The 21,115-nt window shown below is 53.0% G+C and carries 16 protein-coding genes; 7 read left to right on the top strand and 9 right to left on the bottom strand.

Going from position 1 to position 21,115, the window contains the following annotated elements:
* The first annotated feature begins 7 nt into the window (after nt 1-7).
* Nucleotides 8-1,375, top strand: coding sequence for a chromate efflux transporter (chrA, locus tag ACSV5M_RS05225; RefSeq protein WP_439174545.1), 1,368 nt, complete (start codon nt 8-10; stop codon nt 1,373-1,375).
* A gap of 389 nt (nt 1,376-1,764) precedes the next feature.
* On the opposite strand, the gene ACSV5M_RS05220 is transcribed toward chrA, so the two are convergent.
* The 4 genes from ACSV5M_RS05220 to ACSV5M_RS05205 all read right to left on the bottom strand — a co-directional run bounded on the left by ACSV5M_RS05220 (nt 1,765) and on the right by ACSV5M_RS05205 (nt 6,369).
* A complete protein-coding gene (locus ACSV5M_RS05220) occupies nt 1,765-3,087 on the bottom strand; it encodes a hypothetical protein (RefSeq protein ID WP_439174544.1) in 1,323 nt (440 codons plus the stop codon).
* A gap of 31 nt (nt 3,088-3,118) precedes the next feature.
* On the bottom strand, nt 3,119-5,413 hold the full coding sequence (locus tag ACSV5M_RS05215; protein WP_439174543.1) for a TonB-dependent receptor: 2,295 nt from the start codon (nt 5,411-5,413) through the stop codon (nt 3,119-3,121).
* Between the two features lie 306 nt (nt 5,414-5,719).
* Complete coding sequence (locus ACSV5M_RS05210) at nt 5,720-6,052, bottom strand: hypothetical protein (RefSeq protein WP_439174542.1); 333 nt, start codon at nt 6,050-6,052, stop codon at nt 5,720-5,722.
* Between the two features lie 17 nt (nt 6,053-6,069).
* Nucleotides 6,070-6,369: a hypothetical protein gene (locus tag ACSV5M_RS05205; RefSeq protein WP_439174540.1), complete on the bottom strand. Its 300-nt coding sequence runs from the start codon at nt 6,367-6,369 to the stop codon at nt 6,070-6,072.
* A gap of 189 nt (nt 6,370-6,558) precedes the next feature.
* Here ACSV5M_RS05205 and ACSV5M_RS05200 point away from each other — a divergent pair, with 189 nt between their 5' ends.
* The 4 genes from ACSV5M_RS05200 (at nt 6,559) to ACSV5M_RS05185 (ending at nt 13,742) form a co-directional block, all read left to right on the top strand.
* A complete protein-coding gene (locus ACSV5M_RS05200) occupies nt 6,559-6,792 on the top strand; it encodes a ribbon-helix-helix domain-containing protein (protein WP_439174538.1) in 234 nt (77 codons plus the stop codon).
* Nucleotides 6,793-7,052: 260 nt separating this feature from the next.
* Nucleotides 7,053-11,339 (top strand): PAS domain S-box protein, encoded by a 4,287-nt coding sequence (locus ACSV5M_RS05195; protein WP_439174536.1) that lies wholly within the window; start codon nt 7,053-7,055, stop codon nt 11,337-11,339.
* A 36-nt stretch (nt 11,340-11,375) separates the two neighbouring features.
* A complete protein-coding gene (locus tag ACSV5M_RS05190) occupies nt 11,376-13,343 on the top strand; it encodes a PAS domain-containing protein (protein ID WP_439174535.1) in 1,968 nt (655 codons plus the stop codon).
* 15 nt (nt 13,344-13,358) lie between these two features.
* Complete coding sequence (locus tag ACSV5M_RS05185) at nt 13,359-13,742, top strand: response regulator (RefSeq protein ID WP_439174534.1); 384 nt, start codon at nt 13,359-13,361, stop codon at nt 13,740-13,742.
* A 73-nt stretch (nt 13,743-13,815) separates the two neighbouring features.
* On the opposite strand, the gene ACSV5M_RS05180 is transcribed toward ACSV5M_RS05185, so the two are convergent.
* The 4 genes from ACSV5M_RS05180 to ACSV5M_RS05165 form a co-directional block, all read right to left on the bottom strand.
* Entirely contained in the window at nt 13,816-14,244 is a 429-nt protein-coding gene (locus tag ACSV5M_RS05180; RefSeq protein ID WP_439174533.1) for a phosphate ABC transporter substrate-binding protein, read from the bottom strand.
* An 11-nt stretch (nt 14,245-14,255) separates the two neighbouring features.
* Entirely contained in the window at nt 14,256-15,431 is a 1,176-nt protein-coding gene (locus ACSV5M_RS05175; protein ID WP_439174532.1) for a DNA topoisomerase IV, read from the bottom strand.
* A gap of 162 nt (nt 15,432-15,593) precedes the next feature.
* Complete coding sequence (locus ACSV5M_RS05170; protein WP_439174531.1) at nt 15,594-16,544, bottom strand: tetratricopeptide repeat protein; 951 nt, start codon at nt 16,542-16,544, stop codon at nt 15,594-15,596.
* Nucleotides 16,545-16,850: 306 nt separating this feature from the next.
* Nucleotides 16,851-18,068, bottom strand: coding sequence for an HD-GYP domain-containing protein (locus ACSV5M_RS05165; protein WP_439174530.1), 1,218 nt, complete (start codon nt 18,066-18,068; stop codon nt 16,851-16,853).
* A 300-nt stretch (nt 18,069-18,368) separates the two neighbouring features.
* On the opposite strand from ACSV5M_RS05165, the gene ACSV5M_RS05160 reads away from it, so the two are divergent.
* Entirely contained in the window at nt 18,369-20,009 is a 1,641-nt protein-coding gene (locus tag ACSV5M_RS05160; protein ID WP_439174529.1) for a diguanylate cyclase, read from the top strand.
* 65 nt (nt 20,010-20,074) lie between these two features.
* Here ACSV5M_RS05160 and ACSV5M_RS05155 read toward each other — a convergent pair whose 3' ends face one another.
* Nucleotides 20,075-20,530, bottom strand: a complete 456-nt coding sequence (locus ACSV5M_RS05155) for an outer membrane protein assembly factor BamE (RefSeq protein WP_439174528.1) — start codon at nt 20,528-20,530, stop codon at nt 20,075-20,077.
* A 76-nt stretch (nt 20,531-20,606) separates the two neighbouring features.
* On the opposite strand from ACSV5M_RS05155, the gene fur reads away from it, so the two are divergent.
* Nucleotides 20,607-21,017: a ferric iron uptake transcriptional regulator gene (gene fur, locus ACSV5M_RS05150; protein ID WP_439174527.1), complete on the top strand. Its 411-nt coding sequence runs from the start codon at nt 20,607-20,609 to the stop codon at nt 21,015-21,017.
* Nucleotides 21,018-21,115 lie beyond the last annotated feature (98 nt).

Below are 21,115 nucleotides of genomic sequence, written 5' to 3'. Positions count from 1 at the left end.
AAAATGCATGAATCTTTCTCCCGGCAACACGACAGCCGACCCTTTACCAACACCCTCGGAAGTCAGTTTTTGGGACGCATTTTTATTCTGGCTTAAGCTCGGCTTTATCAGCTTTGGCGGTCCCGCCGGGCAAATTGCGATTATGCATCAGGAGCTGGTGGAACGCCGCCGCTGGATCAGTGAAAAGCGTTTTTTGCACGCGCTTAACTACTGCATGTTATTACCGGGCCCGGAAGCACAGCAGCTCGCTACCTATATCGGTTGGCTGATGCATCGCACCTGGGGCGGTATTGTAGCTGGTGTGCTGTTTGTTCTGCCTTCGCTGTTTATTCTTATCGTACTGTCGTGGGTTTATATTGCCTATGGTGACGTCGGTTGGGTGGCTGGTTTGTTCTACGGCATCAAGCCTGCGGTTACAGCCATTGTGGTCCAGGCGGCCCATCGAATCGGTTCGCGGGCACTGAAAAACAATGTTCTTTGGGCCATCGCGGCCGCGGCTTTTGTGGCGATTTTTGCGTTTAACATTCCTTTTCCCTACATCGTTATCGGGGCGGCGCTCGTGGGTTATGTGGGCGGACGTTATGCGCCTGATTATTTCAAAAGTGGCGGTGGTCACGGCCAGGCGCAGCAGGATTTCGGTGCAGCCTTGATTGATGACCATACACCAACGCCAGCGCATGCATTATTTCGCTGGTCGCATTTGACCTGTGTGCTCCTGGCTGGACTGCTGTTGTGGGTTGTTCCCATGCTATTGCTCTGGGCCACCTTAGGGTGGGCGCATACATTTACCCAGATGGCCTGGTTCTTTACCAAGGCGGCGCTGCTCACCTTTGGCGGGGCCTATGCTGTATTGCCCTATGTTTATCAGGGCGCGGTCGGTCATTACGGCTGGCTGACACCCACACAAATGATTGATGGTCTGGCGTTAGGTGAAACCACACCGGGACCGCTGATTATGGTGGTGGCGTTTGTGGGATTTGTGGGGGCTTATGTCAAAGCCGTGTTCGGCCCGGACCTGATGTTCCTGGCCGGTGCTGTCGCCGCAACGATAGTTACCTGGTTCACCTTCCTGCCGTCATTTATTTTTATCTTTGCGGGCGCACCTTTTATTGAGACGACGCACAACAGCTTGAAATTTACTGCGCCCTTATTGGCGATTACTGCTGCGGTTGTGGGTGTGATCTTGAATCTCGCGTTGTTCTTTGGTTACCACGTACTTTGGCCCGCAGGCTTCGACGGAAAATTTGAATGGCCATCTGCATTGATCGCATTGGGTGCAGGCATTGCGCTGTTTCGTTACAAAGTAGGTGTTATCAAAGTGGTTGGTGCCTGTGCCTTGATTGGGCTGATGGTTTCGTTAGCCGGTATTCGCTAACGATAATCAAGGCGAGATGCCCCGGGGGAGCAGCAAGAGCAACCGGCATAATTTCAATCAACTCCAGCGTTGGTGATCAACCACTTGATGCCGGTATCGCATACGTAAAAAATGGACTGCCATCAGAATCGAATTGGAATTAGTGCAAAAATCCAGGCGGTCGATCTCCCAATTCCCCTGGCGTTTACAATCTGCAGCCTGGCCGATTGTGTTGCTCGCTTTACTGCTGCCGGTTAAGCAGAGGGAGCCACGGTTGCTGCGCGCAGCCCTCGCTCACAGGTTTCAGTGGCCGTTGGTGTATCACCCATCGGCAGGACACGATAGGCCGATGGATGATGCGGATTGAGTGGTGCAGAAAATAAAAACTGGATTAATAGCTAATCCATCAATTAGTGATCATGTTCCCCTTCTTCGTTTGATGTCCCCACCCACAGGATAGGACCGGGCGCAAAATCAAGTTCGATAGTGGCGTCGTTGTCTATGGCCCACTCATGAATATCAACCACCAGAATTTCCTGTGCCCCGACGTCGGCGATATAGGCTGTCTCACCGTCGTCGGACAACGTCAGGCGAAACACCTGGCCTTCACCTTCAGCCGCTGCGGTAACCTGAATGCGCTCGCCGACCACGGACCAGTCGTGCGTATCGAGGGCCGTTAAGCCGCCTTCCGTATCGAGAATCAAAAATACTTCACCGTCTTCAGCAAAGCTGTAAGCGCGCGGCGTTCTATCGTAGCTGATGGCGGTGATGGTTTCCGTGGCTGGACTCACTGCAAACAGAGCTACGGGCTCTTCATTACTGTTTCTGCCGGTACCGACAAAATCGATCACATTCGGGTGCCCATATAAACTGCTGATGCGCGTATCGTGAGCAATTTTATGCGCGTGAAAATGATCGTCATGGGGTTCAATCACTAGCACACCGTCGGTACAGCCAAAGGTAACGAAACCCACATTCTGGGCGCTGCCGTGCAAGCCGGTGCAAGCGTGTTCAGGTGCATCGAAAAGTTCGAGTTCATGGAAATGATCACCATGGCGCTCGCTCACTCGCACCATGGAAGGCAGTGTTGTTGCTGGCGTAATGTTGCCATCACGCGCGGTAGCAATCAGATACTCGCCCCAGGCTTGGGCCGCACCGTGTTGATTGATGTTGTCGGAGTATTCGGCGAGGGTTGCGCCATCAGCAATACCGCTTTCCGTCACGATGCGAATTTCCGCTGGCGTGCCTTCCGCACCATCAAAGAAAATCACGATCTGATCTTCATGTTTGGTCACGTGCGCCGGTTTGGTCCCCGCCATTTGAAAATCGACCATCGCCGGCTCGCTCAGGTGCAGGTGCCCGTGGTCACCGTGGGTTTCCCATTCAACACCGCTGTCAATAAAGTTCACGATGCCGGCATTGCCTTGTACAGCGATACCGTAGCGATTGTTAGGGCTTGCATAAAGACCGCTGATGTTGCCTTCAACGTGCAGGTTGGCGAGTTCAGTTTTTTCTTCAAGGTCAAATACCAGAACGTGATCATGCGCACCGGGTTGGGTCACCAGCAGCCGCGCGCCGCTGTGATGCTCGACAGGCGGATCAACCGGGTCGGGGTTGTTGACGGGGTCGCGCTCAACGATATTGGTGTCGCTTCCACCACAGGCGCTCAATAAACTGATCAAAAAAAGGGGGAGCAGATAACGCGCTCCGCGAACCAGGCTGTTATGTTTCATAGTTTCCTCGTGGGTTAGGGTGAATAAAAAATTAAAATTGTCCGCTGATACCCAGCGCAAAGGCGCGGGCAGGTAAGGGGGCTTTGTCTTTCAGGAAGGAGGAGTGGACGCGTGCGTATTCGTCGGTAAGATTGGAGCCTTTCACATACAGAGATACACCGGGAGCCCAGCGACTTGCGTCGTAGGTTATTTGCATATCTACCAAGGTATAGCCATCGGTTTCTGTCTCCAGTTCTGCGACCTTATCCTGCTCAAGGTAGTGCGAAGCGCTCAGCTCAAACGCCATGGCTTGCCATTGATAATTGATCTTTCCTCCAACGCGTAGCGGCGGCGTGCGCGGCAGGTCACCGCCATCGCGCAACTCTGCACGAATGTAATCTGTCATCAGCGTCAGCTTTAACGGTTCATTTACTTGCCAGATAAATTCACCTTCCGCGCCGTAAAGATTGACGTCCTGAGCCTGATAGAGATAAACCGGAAGGTCGAAGTAATGGAAATGGTCATCGTGCTGGTGACTGATTTGTTGTGTCAGTCCGGTGTTGGCGAGGTAGTAATAATCTTCAACGGCGTTATAGAAAATGTTGGTGATAAAACCCACGTCGCCGGTAAATTTACGTAGGGAAATGTCGATGTTGTTGGACTTTTCCAGTTCGATATCCTGGCGCGACAAATCAAATGTCACGTTACCGTTTTCCGCTTGGGAGATGGCTAACAATGAACCCACTTCAAACAGGCCGGAACCGATATGGGCACCGTAGGAAAAAAGTTCCGATGCAGACGGTGTGCGTTGCGCATGGCTGAGTGAAACCGCGAGATTGTAACCGGGTGTAAATTCCCAGACGGCACCCGCAGAGGCACTGAAGGGTGTTGATTGATGATCAACTGCATAAACAGATAAAAGCGAACCCTCCGCGAGTCCCATGTTCGCGGTGAAGCGGTCAGTCGAAATATCGTTATGCTCGACCCGTCCACCCAGTTGGATCAACAATTCGCCAAAGTGACGTTCTTCAAGCAGGGCCAATGCCCAGGTTTCTGTCAGGCTTGGTGGTGTAAAAGCTTCGGCGCCGGATGCATAAAAATCACTGCGTTTGTAATGCAAGGTAAATGCACCACGCCAATCCATGAGCGGATGGTGAAAAAGTTCAGCGCGCGCTTCATAACTTTCATTGGAAAACGTGGTAGCAACCTGATCCAGTTCGATTTCATCGTGGCTGTAATCGGTGTAACCGAAACGGGTATTGAGGCCACTGAAAAACGCATGATCCAACGTAAGCTCGCTGTTCAACTGGATGCGGTCTTGTTCGAGGTCCGCATGTACGGGAACATCTTCATCGCGATGGGAGTGGCCGGGGATGCCGTAGGTGCGCTCCAGGCGTCCTACCGATACGCCTACAAAACCATTGTCGAGTAACACACTGCTGCCGAGATTAACACCTTGCGCATCGTAGGCAGAGTTTGCCAAACGATCACCCTGTTCTCCACCGACCGCTGCATTGCCGGGAATTTTGTAGTCATCAGCGTCGCGCCAGAAACCGTCGAGGTGGACCGCGATATTTTCAGTACCGGTGGTAAGGCTGCCGGAGAGTAACTGGTCATCTGCAACTGAATTGTGCTCAGCACGAAATTCTCCGCGAGTGTCACTGGACTGAGGTACCCGGTTATCGACAATATTGACCACACCGCCGATGGCGCCACTACCGTAAAACAACGTGGCCGGACCGCGCAGGATTTCAATCTGGCTGGCCGTGGATGTCTCGGTCGCAACGGCGTGGTCAGGACCGACGCGTGATGCATCACCGGCATCGAGACTGTTCTGGGTGATCAGCACCCGTGGGCCATCCATGCCGCGAATAATAGGGCTGCTGGCAACAGGGCCGTAATAGCTTGAGTGCACACCCACTTCATACTTCAGCGTGTCACCCAGTGTCGAAGCCTGGCGGCGGCGCAATTGTTCATCGGCTAATACGCTGATGGGTTGGGCTGACTCAATGTTGGATGCATGCCACGGTAAACCAACGACGTTGATAATTTCCAGCGGGGAAGCGGTCAGTGTTAATGAAACGGGCTCGTTCGAATTGCCGACATGCACAACACGATGGCTGAAGCCCGGGGCTTTGATATGCAGTTCCTGCTCCTTCGCCGAGAGATTGGGAATGACAAAACGTCCTTGTTGATCTGACTCAGCACGTATCCGGCCACCGACCACTTCAATTGCCGCCCCGGCAATAGGTCTTCCTTGTTCGTTAAGGATGACGCCTTCCAGATCATTGGCCAGTGTGGCCTGCGCCGCACAAACAAGACTGAGCAAAGCAAATTTTCTGTTCACAACAACTCCTCGTGATAATCAAACTGGATGCGTGGTTGCCCATCACTATCAATAAGTTAAAAATGTTATAACATAACAATAGGCTCTCATGTTGAATCAAACCGCTAATTAATCGGCGCGCGTGTTGTTACTCTCTCGTTGTTTTACGACGGTGTAATCTTGCTGAAAATTATGTCGGTGCCGCGTTTGATCTGGCGGACTTGTTAAGGTACAAATTGTTATACTATAACATTGCATTGGGGTGGTAAAGAGGCGGATATTATTAATATCCCGGTCGGTGCTAAAAAAGATTGCTCCACAAATTCGCTACAACAAAAACGACAATCGCCGCTTGCAGTGTGGATCGCGAAGTATCGCCTTGTAGTAAGCACGAATTTGGGAGCAATAAAGGCACCAGTAACCGTAGAGTGCGTGAAGTCGTAACTGCGAGGGAGTTTTGTTTTTGGTGTGACGTAGGGCGGCCTCATCGGCATCCAGATCCAGCTGGATGATGTCGAGCATATCGACCAGCGGGGCGATCTCGAGATTCTGTGCCGTTACCCATTCAGCAAAAGCGCCCATGGGGTAATTGGGTATCATCCGGATGATGCAGATTTTGCTTTTTACCCGAACTTTTACGGCTTGCCAGTCTTCCTGCATAACAATATCCCTGAGCATCAATGTAATCTGGTGGCGCAGGCATGCGCAGAAACGGGGCGGTAATAGGCTTGTAACTGCGTGCAGAAGCGGCACCATTGCAGGCGCAATTGGTGGTGCAAGAGCGGCCGCCCGACCAATTGGCTTATCTGTTGGAAGTGCTGCGCTTCCTGTTGTAATTCTTCGTGTATTTCACCCAATACATTCTGCATAACCTCCTCGTCGATCATCCTTGCCCAATGGATAAAGGCTTTGAAGTCATCGGCATTGTGTTGCTGTGATGTGCAGATGCGGGTGCGCACAATATCTTTTAATTGCATTTCCTTGGGTACATCTCATATAATCAGTTGCGTTTAACGCAAATAAATAAACATTTTTTAGCGCGAGGCTAAATCCCTGTGAAAATATATAGCACCTGAGGTACACCCATACAATGAATACATTGTATTCATTGAAAGCATAAAAAAGTTGTTGCTACTATCGCTCAAGGTACTTGTGCTGTATGCAAAGTGCTGACGTTCAAGGTATGGAAACGCATTTTCCATTTTGCTGAATTCACTGGAAGCTTGTTACTGTTGGCCATGAAAAAAGAAGTTGTTCTCACCCTGAGGGTGGATACGGAAATTAATAACGCGGTTCGATTGCTTGCCAAGCGGCAAGATCGAACGGTGGCGTGGATGGCGAGAAAGCTGATCATTGAAGCACTCGAACAACGCAAATTAATCAGGCCGGAAAATAAGTAGCAGGGTAAGCACGCAGTAAAGTAAACCGATTGAAGGGCAAATAAGAGATTACATTGAAAAACAAATGGAAGAATAAGTAGAAGAATAAATAAAGCGACAACACGTAGTCTTCCTGGGCAAATGTATGTAAATCCAATTCCGGTCAATATTGCCGGATTGTTGAGCCAGGTGTGGCAGGTAACAGGCGCTTTGGCAATTTTGCACTACACTGAGTCATGTTTGAGTGGCCTTTTTGTAGTGCGGATTGCCAGAGATAACCCATGCCTTATAAGAAGATAAAACGCCTGTTCCGGGTGATGCCCTGGCTGTTGGCTCTGGTGCTGACCGGCGTGTTCGTATTGTTGCTGCATTATGAATGGCGGCAACAGGATAAGTTATGGCGCGACCGCCTGGGCTCGGGCGTGGAGATGCTGGCAGTACAGGTAAACATCAATCGCTGGCATCTGACACGACAAGCCGTGCAAGGGGCGGAGTTAATTGCGGCTAACCCGCAAATCCTGACCACCATCCGTACCGCCTACGATATCCATCAACGTGATCCTGCTGAAAACAGCGAAGACATGGCACGCATACGCGCCGAACTTGAGCGCCAGTTGCAGCCTTACTGGCGCGACCTGCAAGCATTGGATGCGCGCTACCTGCAAGTTAACCTGGCGCCGGACGCAACTGTATTATTGCGCATGCATCGGCCTGAACGTTTCGGTGATCGGCAGCTCCATTTGCGTCCGTTGGTCATGGAGGTATTAACCGACGGGAGCTTGCATGAAGGTATGGAGGTAAGTCGCCACGGTGCCGGGTACCGAGGGGTGGCGCCGGTGTTTGCGCTGGGTAATGCGGGTGATTTACCGATTGCCGCGATTGAAGTCGGGGTGGGTTTACTGGCTCAACGGCCGCACGCCGAAGGTTCGGGGCGAGCCATTGTGTTAGCGCCGGAATTACTTAACTCCGTCCTATGGGACAGGGCGCGCGCTGAACTGACCCTGCCTGAACACGCTACGGAAGGGCGCTGGTTATTGGAAAGCTTTTCCGATGACATCTTCAAGCATTGGTACCTGAATGGCCTGCTGCCCGATCCTTCTCAGCCGGGTTACCGGATCGTGACCTGGCAAGATAAGGTCTATCTGATTCATGCTATCGCCTTGCGGGATTTTCAGGGCGACCTTGACCCGCAGCGTCCCCCGGTTGCTGCCATCTTCAGTTGGCAGGATATCTCCAACGAACACGCCATCTATAATGAAACGCGCCGCGACACCCTGGTGAAATGGTTATTCGCGTTGCTGTTGGCGCAGGTGATGATGCTGTTGCTGTGGCATTTTACCCGGCGTTACATTCGCGCATTGATTGATGAACACCGCATCCAATTAGAACAGGAGCGCGACTCCAGCGAAACGGCGCGGCAACGTTTGATGTTGGCGCTGGCGAGCAGTGATTCAGGCTTTTGGGAATGGGATATCGTTACCAATAAGGCCACCTTCTCACTGGAATGGAAAAAAATCTGTGGCGTGCCGACGGATTACTCCGTTGAGGATGATGGCGAAGAATGGTTAAGTCGCTTGCATCCCCACGACAAAGAGCAGTGCGTGAATGACATGACTCGCCATATCAAAGGCGAGACGCCCATGTTTGAAAATGAACACCGCCTGCGTATTCACGACGGAACCTATAAATGGTTTTACACCCGCGGCAAGGTGGTGGAGTGGCTAGCGGATGGCCGCGCCGCGCGTTTGCTCGGTGTCTACACGGATATTTCATCGCGCAAACATAATGAACTCACGATCCTGCGCCAGCAGGCTGCCCTGCGTGCGCTGAATGACATTGCCTCCTTGCCGGCGGTGGAATTTGAAGAGCAGCTGCGCCGCTCGCTGATTCTGGGCGCACGCCACCTGGGCATGCATTACGGCATCATCAGCCGGGTAAAAAATACTGACTACGCGGTAGTGGTACAAATCTCTCCCGATGGTCGCTTTCAGGACGAGCAACACTTTCCCTTGCAGCAAACACCTTGCAGCATCACCTTGGCCGATGGTGACGTTGTGGCCGTGCAATGTTTTTCCGATTTTCCTTTTATCGATCACCCGGCGCATACAGAGCTGCAATTGCAATCCTATATTGGCGTTCCGCTCTGGGTTGAGGGTGATGTCTATGGCACGGTCAGCTTTTCATGCGCCAGTGCGGCACGCGCGACGCCCTTCGATGAACAGGACAAGGATTTTATGCGCTTGCTGGCACGTTGGATGGGGTCGGTTATCACCCATTGGCAACAGGATGACCGGCAGCGTGCACTCTACCGACGCTTCACCAAATTAAGTGATCGATTGCCCGGCTTTTTGTATCAATTTCAATTGAACCCTGATGGCAGTTCGTTTTTTCCGTATGCGAGTACCGGCATCAAAATGGTCTATGGCATCAACCCGGCGCAAGCCTCCATTCATGCGGACGCGATCTATCAGGTCATCCACCCGGACGACCGCGAGGCGGTGGCCGCCTCGGTGAATGAATCGGCAACCACCCTGTCGACCTGGCGGGTCAGCTACCGCGTTAACCATCCACAGCGCGGCTTGATCTGGGTGCAGGGGGATGCGCAGCCGGAAAAACTGGATGATGGCAGCATTCTCTGGCATGGATTTATTTCCGATGTCACGGCTGCCAAGGATGCGGAACAACGCTTGCAGGAAACCAATGAGCTGCGTCAGGCCATCTTCGATGCGGCGAGTGTGGCCATTATCTCGGTTGATGAAAAAGGCCTCATCAAAACATTCAATCGCGGTGCGGAAAATATGCTCGGCTATATGTCCGAGGAGGTTGTCGGAAAACACACGCCCGTGGCCTTTCATTTGCCGGAAGAAATGATGGCGCACGCGCGTGCAATATCCGCTGAATTAAACCTGAACATTACGGATGCCTTTGAAGCCTATGTGGCCAAGGCGCGCCGCGGTGAAAAGGATGAAAGTGAATGGACCTACGTGCATCGCGACGGCAGCCATATTCCGGTGTTACTGGCGGTGACCTGCCTGCGCGACGCGCAGGGTGATATCAACGGGTTTCTCGGCATCGCGCGCGACATCACCGAGCTAAAACGCACAGATCGCCTCAAGAGCGAATTTATCTCTACGGTCAGTCACGAGTTGCGTACACCACTGACTGCTATCAGCGGTTCATTGGGGTTAATCGTCGGCGGCGCTACCGGCGAATTGCCGCCCAACCTGTATAAGATGATCAACATCGCCCACAAAAACAGTTTGCGATTAAATCATCTGGTGAACGACTTGTTGGATATGGAGAAGCTGGTAGCGGGCAAGATGCATTTTGATATGCGCTCTCATGAATTGGTGCCGTTGATCCAGCAGGCATTGGAGGAAAATACCGCTTACGCGGCCCAACACCAGGTGAGCTTTCAGTTGCAGGGGAGTGAGGTGAATGTACAGGTGGTGGTGGATGCAACCCGCTTCCTGCAAGTGCTCACCAACTTCCTGTCCAACGCCGCCAAGTTTTCCCCGCCCGACAGCGTCGTCAAGATTACCGTGAGCCTCCACCGGGAGCTGGTGCGTGTGGCAGTAAGTGATAATGGCAGTGGTATCCCGGAAGAATTTCGTTCGCGTATCTTCCAGAAATTTTCCCAGGCAGATTCATCGGATCGTCGCCAGAAAGGCGGCACAGGATTGGGGCTGGCGATATGCAAGGAATTGGTGGAACGCATGGGCGGCAGTATCGGTTTTGAATCCGTCGAGGGCGTGGGTTCGACCTTTTATTTCGACTTGCCATGCGTGAATAGCTCGCCCGTTAATTTTTCGACGCGGGCGGAGCCGATGGTAGAATCCCGCCCCATCCTGGTGGTTGAAGATAACCATGAGGTGGCAGATCTGATTGCCACCATGCTGCGTAATGCGGGTTATCAGGTGGATATTGCCGATCGTGGGGCAACGGCCTTATTGAGTCTCTCCCGTAAACTTTACGGTGCCGTCACCCTGGATTTAATGTTGCCGGACATGAGTGGCCTGCAGGTCTTGCAACAAATTCGCGCGCGTAAAAGTACCGCCGACATACCGGTGGTGGTGGTCTCCGCAGCGGTAGATGAAGGGCGCCTCACCATCAACAGCGACCTGAATTTGTCCCATGTAGACTGGCTGGAAAAGCCGATCAACGAAACGCGCCTGTTGTCCCTGGTCAAGGACGCTGTCAGCCACAACCAATCCGTGCCGATTCATATTTTGCATATTGAAGACGATGTGGATTTGCAGCGGCTAATTGCTTTTATCGGGCATCGTTACGCCGAGTTTGACGGCGCGGCCAGCCTGGCGGAAGCGCGCGAGAAGATGCAGGAAAACCTGTACCAACTCGTTATCCTGGATTTGGGTTTACCCGATGGCAATGGTTGGGATTTGTTGCCGGAATTGCGCGAATACCAGCCCGCCGCCAAGATCATTGTGTTGTCGTCCAGTGAACTCAATGAAACACAAAAACAGCAGATTGAAATGGCCTTTGTTAAAAATCGTGAATCCAGTCAGGAATTTCTTGATGTCATTGAATCATTTTTTATGCAGCCATAAGGCGCTCCTGTTGCAGGATGATACCGGTAGATCATCATGAAACCGCCCTTGCCCACCAATGAGATGCTGCGCCTGCAAGCACTCTATGACTTATCGATCCTGGATACCCCCCGGGAAAAAAACTTTGACGATATCACTGCTATCGCCAGCATGATCTGCGATGTGCCGACGTCCATCATCTCGTTGGTTGATAAGGAGCGCCAATGGTTTAAATCCAGTGTGGGGCTGGAGGGTTCCGAAACCACCCGCGACGTTGCCTTTTGTGCGCACGCCATCTTACAACCGGAGCAGCTGACCATTGTTCCCGACGCATTGCTGGATAAACGGTTTGTCGACAACCCCCTGGTGACCGGTGAGCCGCACATTCGCTTTTATGCCGGTGCGCCGCTGGTGACAGACGCGGGTGCTGCACTGGGTACCCTGTGCGTGGTGGACTACAAACCTCGCACCCTGACCGCAGAACAACAAAAGGCGTTGGCCGCATTGGCGCGGCAGGTGATGCAATTATTTTATCTACGATCAGCCAATAACTTGCTGCAACGCAATGCTGAAAATCTTCAGTCCATTATCAACGGCGCTAATGTTGGCACTTGGGAAATTAACGTGCAGACCGGGGCGGCATCCTTCAATGAACGTTGGGCACAAATGCTCGGCTATTCGCTGGAAGAGTTGCAACCGCTGAGTATGTCGACCTGGTCATCACTGACCAACAAAGAGGATCTGGTGCGCGCCCAGGCCATGCTCCAACAGCATTTCAGTGGCCGGACAGATTATTACGATTGCCAGTTCCGCATGCGTCACAAATTGGGTTTTTGGGTGTGGATACACGCCCATGGCAGCGTTTCCAAGCGCACGGCGGACGGCATGCCGTTGATGATGTTCGGCACCCATGTGGATATCACCGCGCTCATGGAATCGCGCCGCGCGCTGGAAGAAAATGAAGAACGCTTTCGCAGCATGTTGAGCAATTTGCCCGGTGCAATCTACCGTTGTGTCAACGATCATCAATGGAGTATGCAGTTCCTCAGCGATGAAATTGAGGCACTTACCGGTTATCCGGCCGAAGATTTTATCGACAATCGGCGACGCAGTTTCAGCGATATCATGCATCCGGATGATGCCGGCACAGCTGGTCGTATTGTGCGCGCGGCGATTAGCGAGAAGCGCGAGTTTACGCTGGAATATCGCGTGCAACGGGCCGATGGACAATGGTGTTGGTTGCAGGAAGTGGGGCGCGGTATCTTTGATGCGCAGGGCTATTTGAAATACCTGGATGGTTTTATCTGGGATATTACCGAGCGCAAGAAAATGGAACACATGAAAGACGAATTTGTATCGACGGTCAGCCATGAATTGCGGACGCCTTTGACCTCCATCTCCGGTGCCTTGAAGCTGGTAGTCAGCGGGGCGCTCAATGACGCGCCGGAAAAATCCCGCACCATGCTCGACATCGCCTACAAGAACAGCCAACGCCTCACCTTGTTGATCAATGACCTGCTCGACATGGAAAAATTATTGGCTGGCAAGATGACCTTCAATTTCCTCCGGCAACCGCTGCAAGCATTGTTGGAACAGGCGGTCTATGAAAACAAAACCTACGGTGACCAATATCAGGTAAGTTTCCAGTTGGCGCCGATGGCGGAAGATCTGTATGTCATGGTGGACGAACAACGTTTCTTGCAGGTGATGACCAATTTGCTATCCAACGCCGCTAAATTCTCACCGCCCGGCGGCCGTGTCGATATTCGTGTAATAACGACGGATGACAAGCATGTTGCACTGTCGGTCATTGATTATGGTTCCGGTATACCGCTGGAGTTTCAGCACCGCCTGTTTGAAAAATTTTCCCAGGCCGATGCCTCGGATTCCCGGCAGAAAGGTGGCACGGGCCTGGGGCTGGCAATCACCAAAGAACTGCTGGAACACATGAACGGTAAAATCAGCGTTGAGTCGCAGCCGGGGCTGGGAAGTTGTTTTACGATTACCTTACCTTGTGCGGAATAGTGTGGGGGACGCATCATGCACACCGAGTTGCAACGAATTTTGTATGTTGAAGATGATCCGGATATCCAGGCAATCGCCGTCATGGTGCTGGAGACGATTCACGGGTTTACGCTGGAGGTATGTTCATCCGGCAGTGAGGCGTTGCAAAAAGCCGAGGCATTTAATCCGGATTTAATCCTGATGGATGTGATGATGCCCAATATGGATGGCCCGGAAACCCTGGCAGGCTTGCGTGAATTTCCCACACTGGCCACCACGCCGGTGGTGTTTATGACCGCCAAGGTGCAACCGCAGGAAGTACAGGCTTACCTGGACCTTGGTGCAGTCGGTGTCATCGCCAAGCCCTTTGATCCGATGTTGCTGGTGGATCAATTGCGCGAAATCTGGGAGCGTCAGTAAGGTTTCTTTTCATAAAAAACGCCCGGATTCACCGGGCGTTTTGATTTAGCGATACATCTTACTTACAGCTACTTTACGGCAGTTTGTAGATCACCTTAACCGAGTCATCCACTGCACTGGCGTCCACATAACCGATCATCTTCGGGTTACCCGCAACCAGGGTTTTTACCGCTGCGTCATCGCCGCTGTCCTTGGGCGGCGTGCCTTTTCCGGTAAATACCAGCTTGGACCAATAGGCTTTATATTGGCTGGGGCTTTTATCGCAAATTGCCTGGTTGAACTGGTCGCGCGTGGCAGAGCCATCGTCCTGGTTCAGGGGAATGGCGGGCGAGCCGTTGGGAAAACTTTTGCTTTTTCCCAGGAACAGGCGTGAGATTTCATCGGCAGTCAAACTGTCAAAGCCGGCCGAAGGATGAACAATAACAGCCACTTCAGCCAGCACCGCACCGGACCAACTGATGATTGCCATAGCGGCTACAGAACGTAAGAAATTTTTCATCATGGCGCTTCCTCTTAGAACACTGATTGCAACGCAACAGAGAAAACTTTCTGTTCGCCTTTATTATCATCCACGTCGTCGTATTGCAGCTTCAATGCCACACCGGAACTGACGTCCCAGCGTACACCGTAAGACATGGTATCGCGGAATTCACCGCGGGTTGCCGCAATCGCCTGTAAGGTGCCGATGATGGGTGCAGTCTCCGCACTTACTGGAATACCGGCTTCCGGTGAGGCGAGTTCGTCATCCGACTTGGCGCTGGTTACGTGGAATAAAAAATCCCCGGCGCGCACACCGCCCATGATGTAGTGGCGAATATTTTTGGAGAGGAATGAATCCTCTACATCAAACTCGACATATTCCGCCGCCGCAACAAAACGGCCAGTGTCGATGTTGAGGCCCACTTCCGCAAACGTTGTGCGATCTTCGTCGACCAATACCTTGGTAACCGTATCGGCAAAGGGTGAGGCTTCAAGCTGACCCAAAAATTGATTGAAGCTGACGGTTTCGCTCAACTGAAAATCGCTGAACTCAATCGTCAGGTCGGTTTGGTGATAGGCGGCACGCAGCGTCCACCAATCGCGCCCGATAGTGGCTGCGACACCCATCTGGTTTTTGGATTCCGCTGTCGCAGAAATGCCCGTGAGTACAAAGTCATCATCAAAACTGCCGACGTAAACCTGGAAGCTGGTATCGAAACTGCCCAGGGCGGAGGTCAGGTAATAGTCGATGCCGTTAACATTGTTAAACGGCAAGTAATAGAGTTCTTGCGGTGCCGAGATCCAGGCGTAGGTATAACCCACATCCAGGTAATCGGAGAACATATAAAACGGGGTGCGCAGGCGACCGACACGTACTTTACTGTTTTCGGTGGCTTGCCAGGTCAGGTAAGCCCACTCCGCACTAAAGTCATAATCGTCACTGCTGCGTGCGATCATTTGCACGGTGGCCGAAATTTTTTCGTTCACCTTGCCGCTCACTTGCAAGCCGAGCAGATTTTTGTCGAACGTTAAATCTTCATCGTCATAACCGCCGTAGGCGATACTGGTTTCATCGTCAACGAAGCCACCACCGACGGATAAAAAGCCGGAGATGTTGACATCCGCTGCCTGCGCCCAAGGCGTTAGCATCAAGCCGGCGATGGCCAGGGCCAGGCCGTGCTTTTTGCGTTGTGTGTTGTTTACATTCATGGATTAACCTCTCAAAAAAATTAGCCACGCCTTTTTGTTAAACACGTTTTCTCACCGCTTGCTCTCAGGTGTTTATCTCCCACCTTTTGTCGCTTCTTCACAATCTACAGGCACTACACCACCCCGATGAATCTTCACCGCATCATGGAGGAATCAGGTGATTTACTGCGCTTGGGCCTTGCGAATATCGTCGAGGGTTTTTTGGGCTTTGGTGTTGCCCTGGGCAACGGCTTTTGCCACCCACTCTTCTGCCAATTGCGGATTTTTCCGGGTACCTTTGCCGACAAAATACAGGTAGCCCACCATTAACTGCGCTTCGCCATAACCCTGGTTTGCCGCTTTCAGATACCACTCATGGGCGGACCTGGCATTTTTGGCCACGCCAGTGCCCTGGTCGTACAGGTAGCCCAGCATGAATTGTGCTTCGGGGTGCTGGGCGTTAGCGGCTTTTTCGAACCATTGAAATGCGGCGGCGTAATCCTGAGGAGTATGCTTGCCCTCCATATGCAGATACGCCAGGGTGTACTGGGCTTCGGTATGGCCTTGTTCGGCCGCTTGTTGATACCAGTAGATGGCCTGGGCGTAATCCTGGGGTTGGCCCTCGCCCTTGAAAAAACTGTTGGCCAGTTGGAACTGGGACTGGGCATTGCCTTGCCGGGCGGACTTTTCAAACCAGCTAATGGCTTGGGGAAGGTTTCGGTCGGTCCTGGTTCCTTCGGAATAGAGGGTGGCCAGGGTTATCTGGGCGGGCTCGATACCAGCGTTGGCAGCGACCGTGAGCCATTTAATGGCATCGGGTACGTCTTGTGTTACGCCATCCCCGTCGAGCAGCATCTTGCCGACTTCATAGTTGGACAAGGCGTGCCCCTGGCGGGCGGACTTTTTCAGCCAGGCGATTGCGCGGCCCTTGTCCTGGGGCATCCCCAGCCCGTCCTTCTGCATGATGCCGAGGTAATAACGCGCTTCGGCGTTGCCGACATTGGCGAGGGTGCGAAACTCGGCCAGCGCAGCAGCATAATTCTGATTATCAAAAGCTTTAATGCCGTCATTCAAGGTGGCGCAAACAGTGGTGCTGAATAAACAGCCCAGGATAAATAACAACCTTTTCATCATCGGATATCCATCACGTCCTGCAATTGGGTAACGGCGGAGCGGTACCGCCGGATAAAAATGATCGCGACAAACAGATGTCGACTGCGAAGCAACTTGTTTTCCCTGCATCTGCTATCCGGTCAGTATGAGGGAAGGGAATAAAGGGAGCTGACAGCCGAGCGGCGGTCAGGGGGCCGTCTGATAATACCTGCGGCCTATGTTGGGCGAAGTATGAACGATTTTAGTAGGAATGCAAATTTACATGCCAGAAATGTGGTGTAGAGCAATCTTTTTGGCACCGCTTCGCTTGTTGGCGGCGCACGCCTGCTACTGATCAATCCACAAGTGTTCCAGGTTGCGAAATCCCCAGGTCTCGGCCGATTCCCGGCCCACGATTTTTTCGTCCTGCTGGCGGGCCAGGTCCACCACTTCTGGCGCGATCTGCACTCGGGATTTGGTGGAAAAGAAGACTTTGATTCTGGGAGTCAGGAGTGAGTCGGCGTTTTGTTCAATCACCACCCCGAGGCGCCCGCTGGTCAGGCGCACCAGCGAGCCGATGGGATAAATCCCGACCGTTTTGACAAACGCCTGGAAGACCGCATCGTCAAAATGCCCTTTGCTCCATTCGGCCATCTTGCGGATTGCCTCGGCGGGTAGCCAGCCCTGTTTGTACGGGCGATCCGAGGTAATTGCATCGTACACATCGCTCACCGCACCCATGCGCGCGAGCAAACTGATGTCGTCACCGCGCAGGCCGTGGGGATAGCCGGTACCGTCGATTTTTTCGTGATGGTGCAAGCACACATCCAGCACCGCCGGACTGACGGAATCGCTGCTTTGCAAGATGCGCAGCCCGCGCTCCGGGTGAGTCTTCATCACGGCAAATTCGGTATCGGTCAGCTTGCCGGGCTTGTTGAGGATCTGGTTGGTAATGGCGATCTTGCCGATGTCATGCAGCAGTCCGGCAAGGCCTGCTTCGCGGACGCGTTCCTCGTTCATATTCAACTGGCGGGCGAGGGCGATCATCAAACCGCACACGGCCACGGAGTGCATGTAGGTATATTCATCGACATTCTTGAGTCGCGCGAGGCTGATCAGCGCGTGAGGGTGGCGCGAGGCTGAGTTAGCGATATCTTCCACCAGTGTCAGGGCCTGGCCCACCTCAATGGCTTTACCCATGCGCGCCGTGCTGAACATATCCACCACCGATTGCTTGGCCGTATTACACAGCTTCATGGCCTGGCGAACTTCGTCCGCCATACTGGTGGTTGAGGTGGACAGCGATTTGTCCGCTTCCCGCAACAGGTATTCTGTCTCCTCGGCTACGTCTTCATCGGTTCTGGCCGTAGCCCCCTGCGTGACATCCGCGCCCTTGGCGGTATCGATCCAGACTTCGCGGATACCGCTGGCGAGGAGGGTTTTCAAGTCGTTTTGCTGGGTGAGTAAAAAGCGTGAACGCCAGAAAGGGTGTTCCATCCAGGAGCCGCAGAGTTCATGGATGTACATGCCAAGACGCAGGTCCTGCACAGCGATTCGTTTAAGCATTGATAGTAAGTCTCGGTTTTTCGTTCTTATGAATATCCGGTTAACAGCATTGCCCAGCTGTTCGCATCATCAATGCAAGTTGCTGAAGCAAAATAAGACAAAGTACCCGATCAATCCAAGCTGACAGAATCCCTGGCGCAACATCGTCGTCTGATGTTTCGTAAGTATAGATAGCGTCTATAGTGTTTAAAGAAATTCCTTGTAGCGGACCGGAATCCTGATGCGAACGGCCAGTCTGATACCACAAGGTGCGCCGCTTTTGGTGGCTGATCAAAACTGTTGTCCTGATTAGGAAATCCTGTGCCTACAACAAACGCCGACATCACCGCAAAACTCAACGCGCTGCGCGAGGACTACGCCGCCCGCTTACCCCAGGAGCTCGCTGCATTGCACGAACTGGCAGCCGGTGCCCTCGCCGATCCGGGTACGCAACAGGCAGCACGCCTGGCACAGCTTCACCAACGCTTACATAAGCTGGCCGGCTCTGCCGGCAGTTTTGGTTTTACCCGGCTCGGCAAACAGGCCAAGCAACTGGAGATTCAGGTACAGCAATGGCTCGGGCAGGATGTTGATCAGGGCCAGCTGCGTATCTTTTCTGTTGCGGTAGGTGCACTGGCGGCGTTGACGCAAGCCGAACAGCCACCCGCGCAGGTGGCCGTGGCGAATCCGGAAAAAGCCACCACACAAACGCTGATTTACCTGCTTGAAGATGACCCTGCCGTTGCAGAAGACATCGCCTTGAACCTGCGTCACTTCGGCCACCGTGTGGAGCATTTTGATCGTTTGGAAGCGGCAGAGGCTGCCATCCTGCGTGCGCCACCGGATTTTATGGTGGTGGATATTGTGTTTGACGCCGAGCGGCGTGAGTCGCCGTCTTTGATCGCGGCGTTACAGCAAACCCTGGCCAAACCCTTGCCCGTGGTCTTTATCTCGGCGCGGGACGATTTTGCGGCTTACCATGCAGCGGTCAAGGCCGGCGCTATCGGTTATTTCGTTAAACCCCTGGACGTTATCCGGCTGGTGGATCGGCTGGAACATTACCTTGATCGCCGCCGCGAACTGCCTTATCGCGTGTTGATTGTCGACGACGATGCAACCCTGGCGGAACATTATCGACTGGTGCTGACCTCGGCGGGGATGCTGGTGGACCTGGTGACGAACCCGGAGGACGTGCTGACCGCCCTGCGCAACTTCAACCCGGAGATGATCCTGCTGGATCTCAATATTCCCGAATATTCCGGGCCCGAGTTGGCCCGGGTGATTCGCCTGAGCGATGAGTGGCTGCGTGTACCTATCACCTATTTGTCGTCGGAGACGGACGTGGATCAGCGGATCAAAGCGATGGGGCAGGCGGGTGATGACTTTATTGCCAAGCCTATCAGTGACCGCGAGCTTATCTCTGCCGTATCGATTCGCGCGGCCCGCAGTCGTCAATTAAGCAGCGCTATTGATCGTGATAGCCTCACCGGGTTGCTTAAGCACTCGCGTATCAAGGAACAGGTGGATATCGAATTGGCGCGCACCCGGCGCAGTGGTGAACCATTATGTGTCGCCATGATCGATCTGGATCATTTCAAATCCGTCAACGACACCTATGGCCATCCGGCGGGTGATAAAGTTATCAAGGCGCTGGCTCACCTGCTGCGCCAACGTCTGCGCAAAACCGATAGTATCGGTCGCTATGGCGGTGAAGAATTTGTCGCTGTCTTACCGGGTTGTGATGCCACAGAGGCTCGACGCTTGCTGGATGATGTGCGGCAGAATTTCAAGGAGATCAATTTCAGCGTCGACACTAAACACTTTACTGTCACGCTCAGTGCGGGAGTGGCCTGTGCCGAACTGAGCAGCGCTCTGACCGCAGACACCTTGCTGCAAATGGCAGATGACGCGCTTTACCTGGCCAAGCACGGTGGCCGCGACCAAATCTGTATTGCTGAGTAAAAGCCAGAAACGACTGTCCCCGCCGAGGCGGGGACAGAAGCGGGGGCTGAGCCGGGATTTGGCGACTATTCTTCCAGGTCCGGTGCCGCTGGCGGTACAGGATCATCAATGTTGGTGGGCAGCGGCGTATTCAGCTTGGCATCTTCCAGGTAATCTTCGGATTTATCCGTGCTCATCGGGGCCGGTCCGGGTAGATAATCACCCTCCCAACGCAGCATGCTGTCGCCTTCAAAATAGACCGTTAATAAGTAGTCAAAGAACTTGCCATCCGCACCGCGGCGCAAGCTGTAGTAGTAGTCCCATCGATCATCGTTAAAGGTATTGGGGAGGAGCGAATTGCCCAACACAAAACGCACCTGGCGCTTGGTCATGCCGGGTTTGAGTTGTTGGACCATCTCTTCAGTGATGATGTGACCTTGTTGAATATTGATCTTGTGCACGCCAGGGAAACGGAAATTGGTACAACCGGCAAGACTTGCAATCACAACAGCGACCAGTATGAGGCGACTGGCTAATTTCATATTAGGGCTTCCACTTGGCAAAAGAATGGGGATAATACCCGATCAACGGGGATACTGCGAAGATTTCGGAGGAAAAATGGCAGACGAAAACCAGGAACTGCGCAAGGCTGGACTTAAGGTTACCTTGCCGCGCGTAAAGATTCTGCAAATGCTGGAATCGGCGGAGCAACACCATATGAGTGCCGAAGATGTGTACAAGGCACTGATGGAAGCGGGCGATGATGTTGGTCTGGCGACGGTGTATCGCGTGCTGACCCAGTTCGAAAGTGCGGGCTTGGTGGTTCGTCATAATTTTGATGGAGGCCATTCAGTCTTCGAGATCGCGCGTGGTGACCATCACGATCACATGGTGCGTGTAGACACTGGCGAAGTGATTGAGTTTCACAACAGTGAAATTGAAGACCTGCAAAAACGCATCGCCGCCGAACACGGCTTCCAACTGACTGACCACAGCCTGGTGCTTTACGTTAAACCGATGAAGAAGTAAGGGCGTAAAAGGGGAAGGAAAAGGGAAAACAAGGGCAGTGGATTGCCATTTTGAGAAAAGCCATCATCCTTCCTTTCCCCTTTCCCCTTTCCCCTTTC

Origin of the sequence: Cellvibrio sp. ARAG 10.3 (genome assembly GCF_051846955.1) — a bacterium.
Lineage (GTDB): Bacteria > Pseudomonadota > Gammaproteobacteria > Pseudomonadales > Cellvibrionaceae > Cellvibrio.
This window is presented reverse-complemented; position numbering and strand designations above follow the sequence as displayed.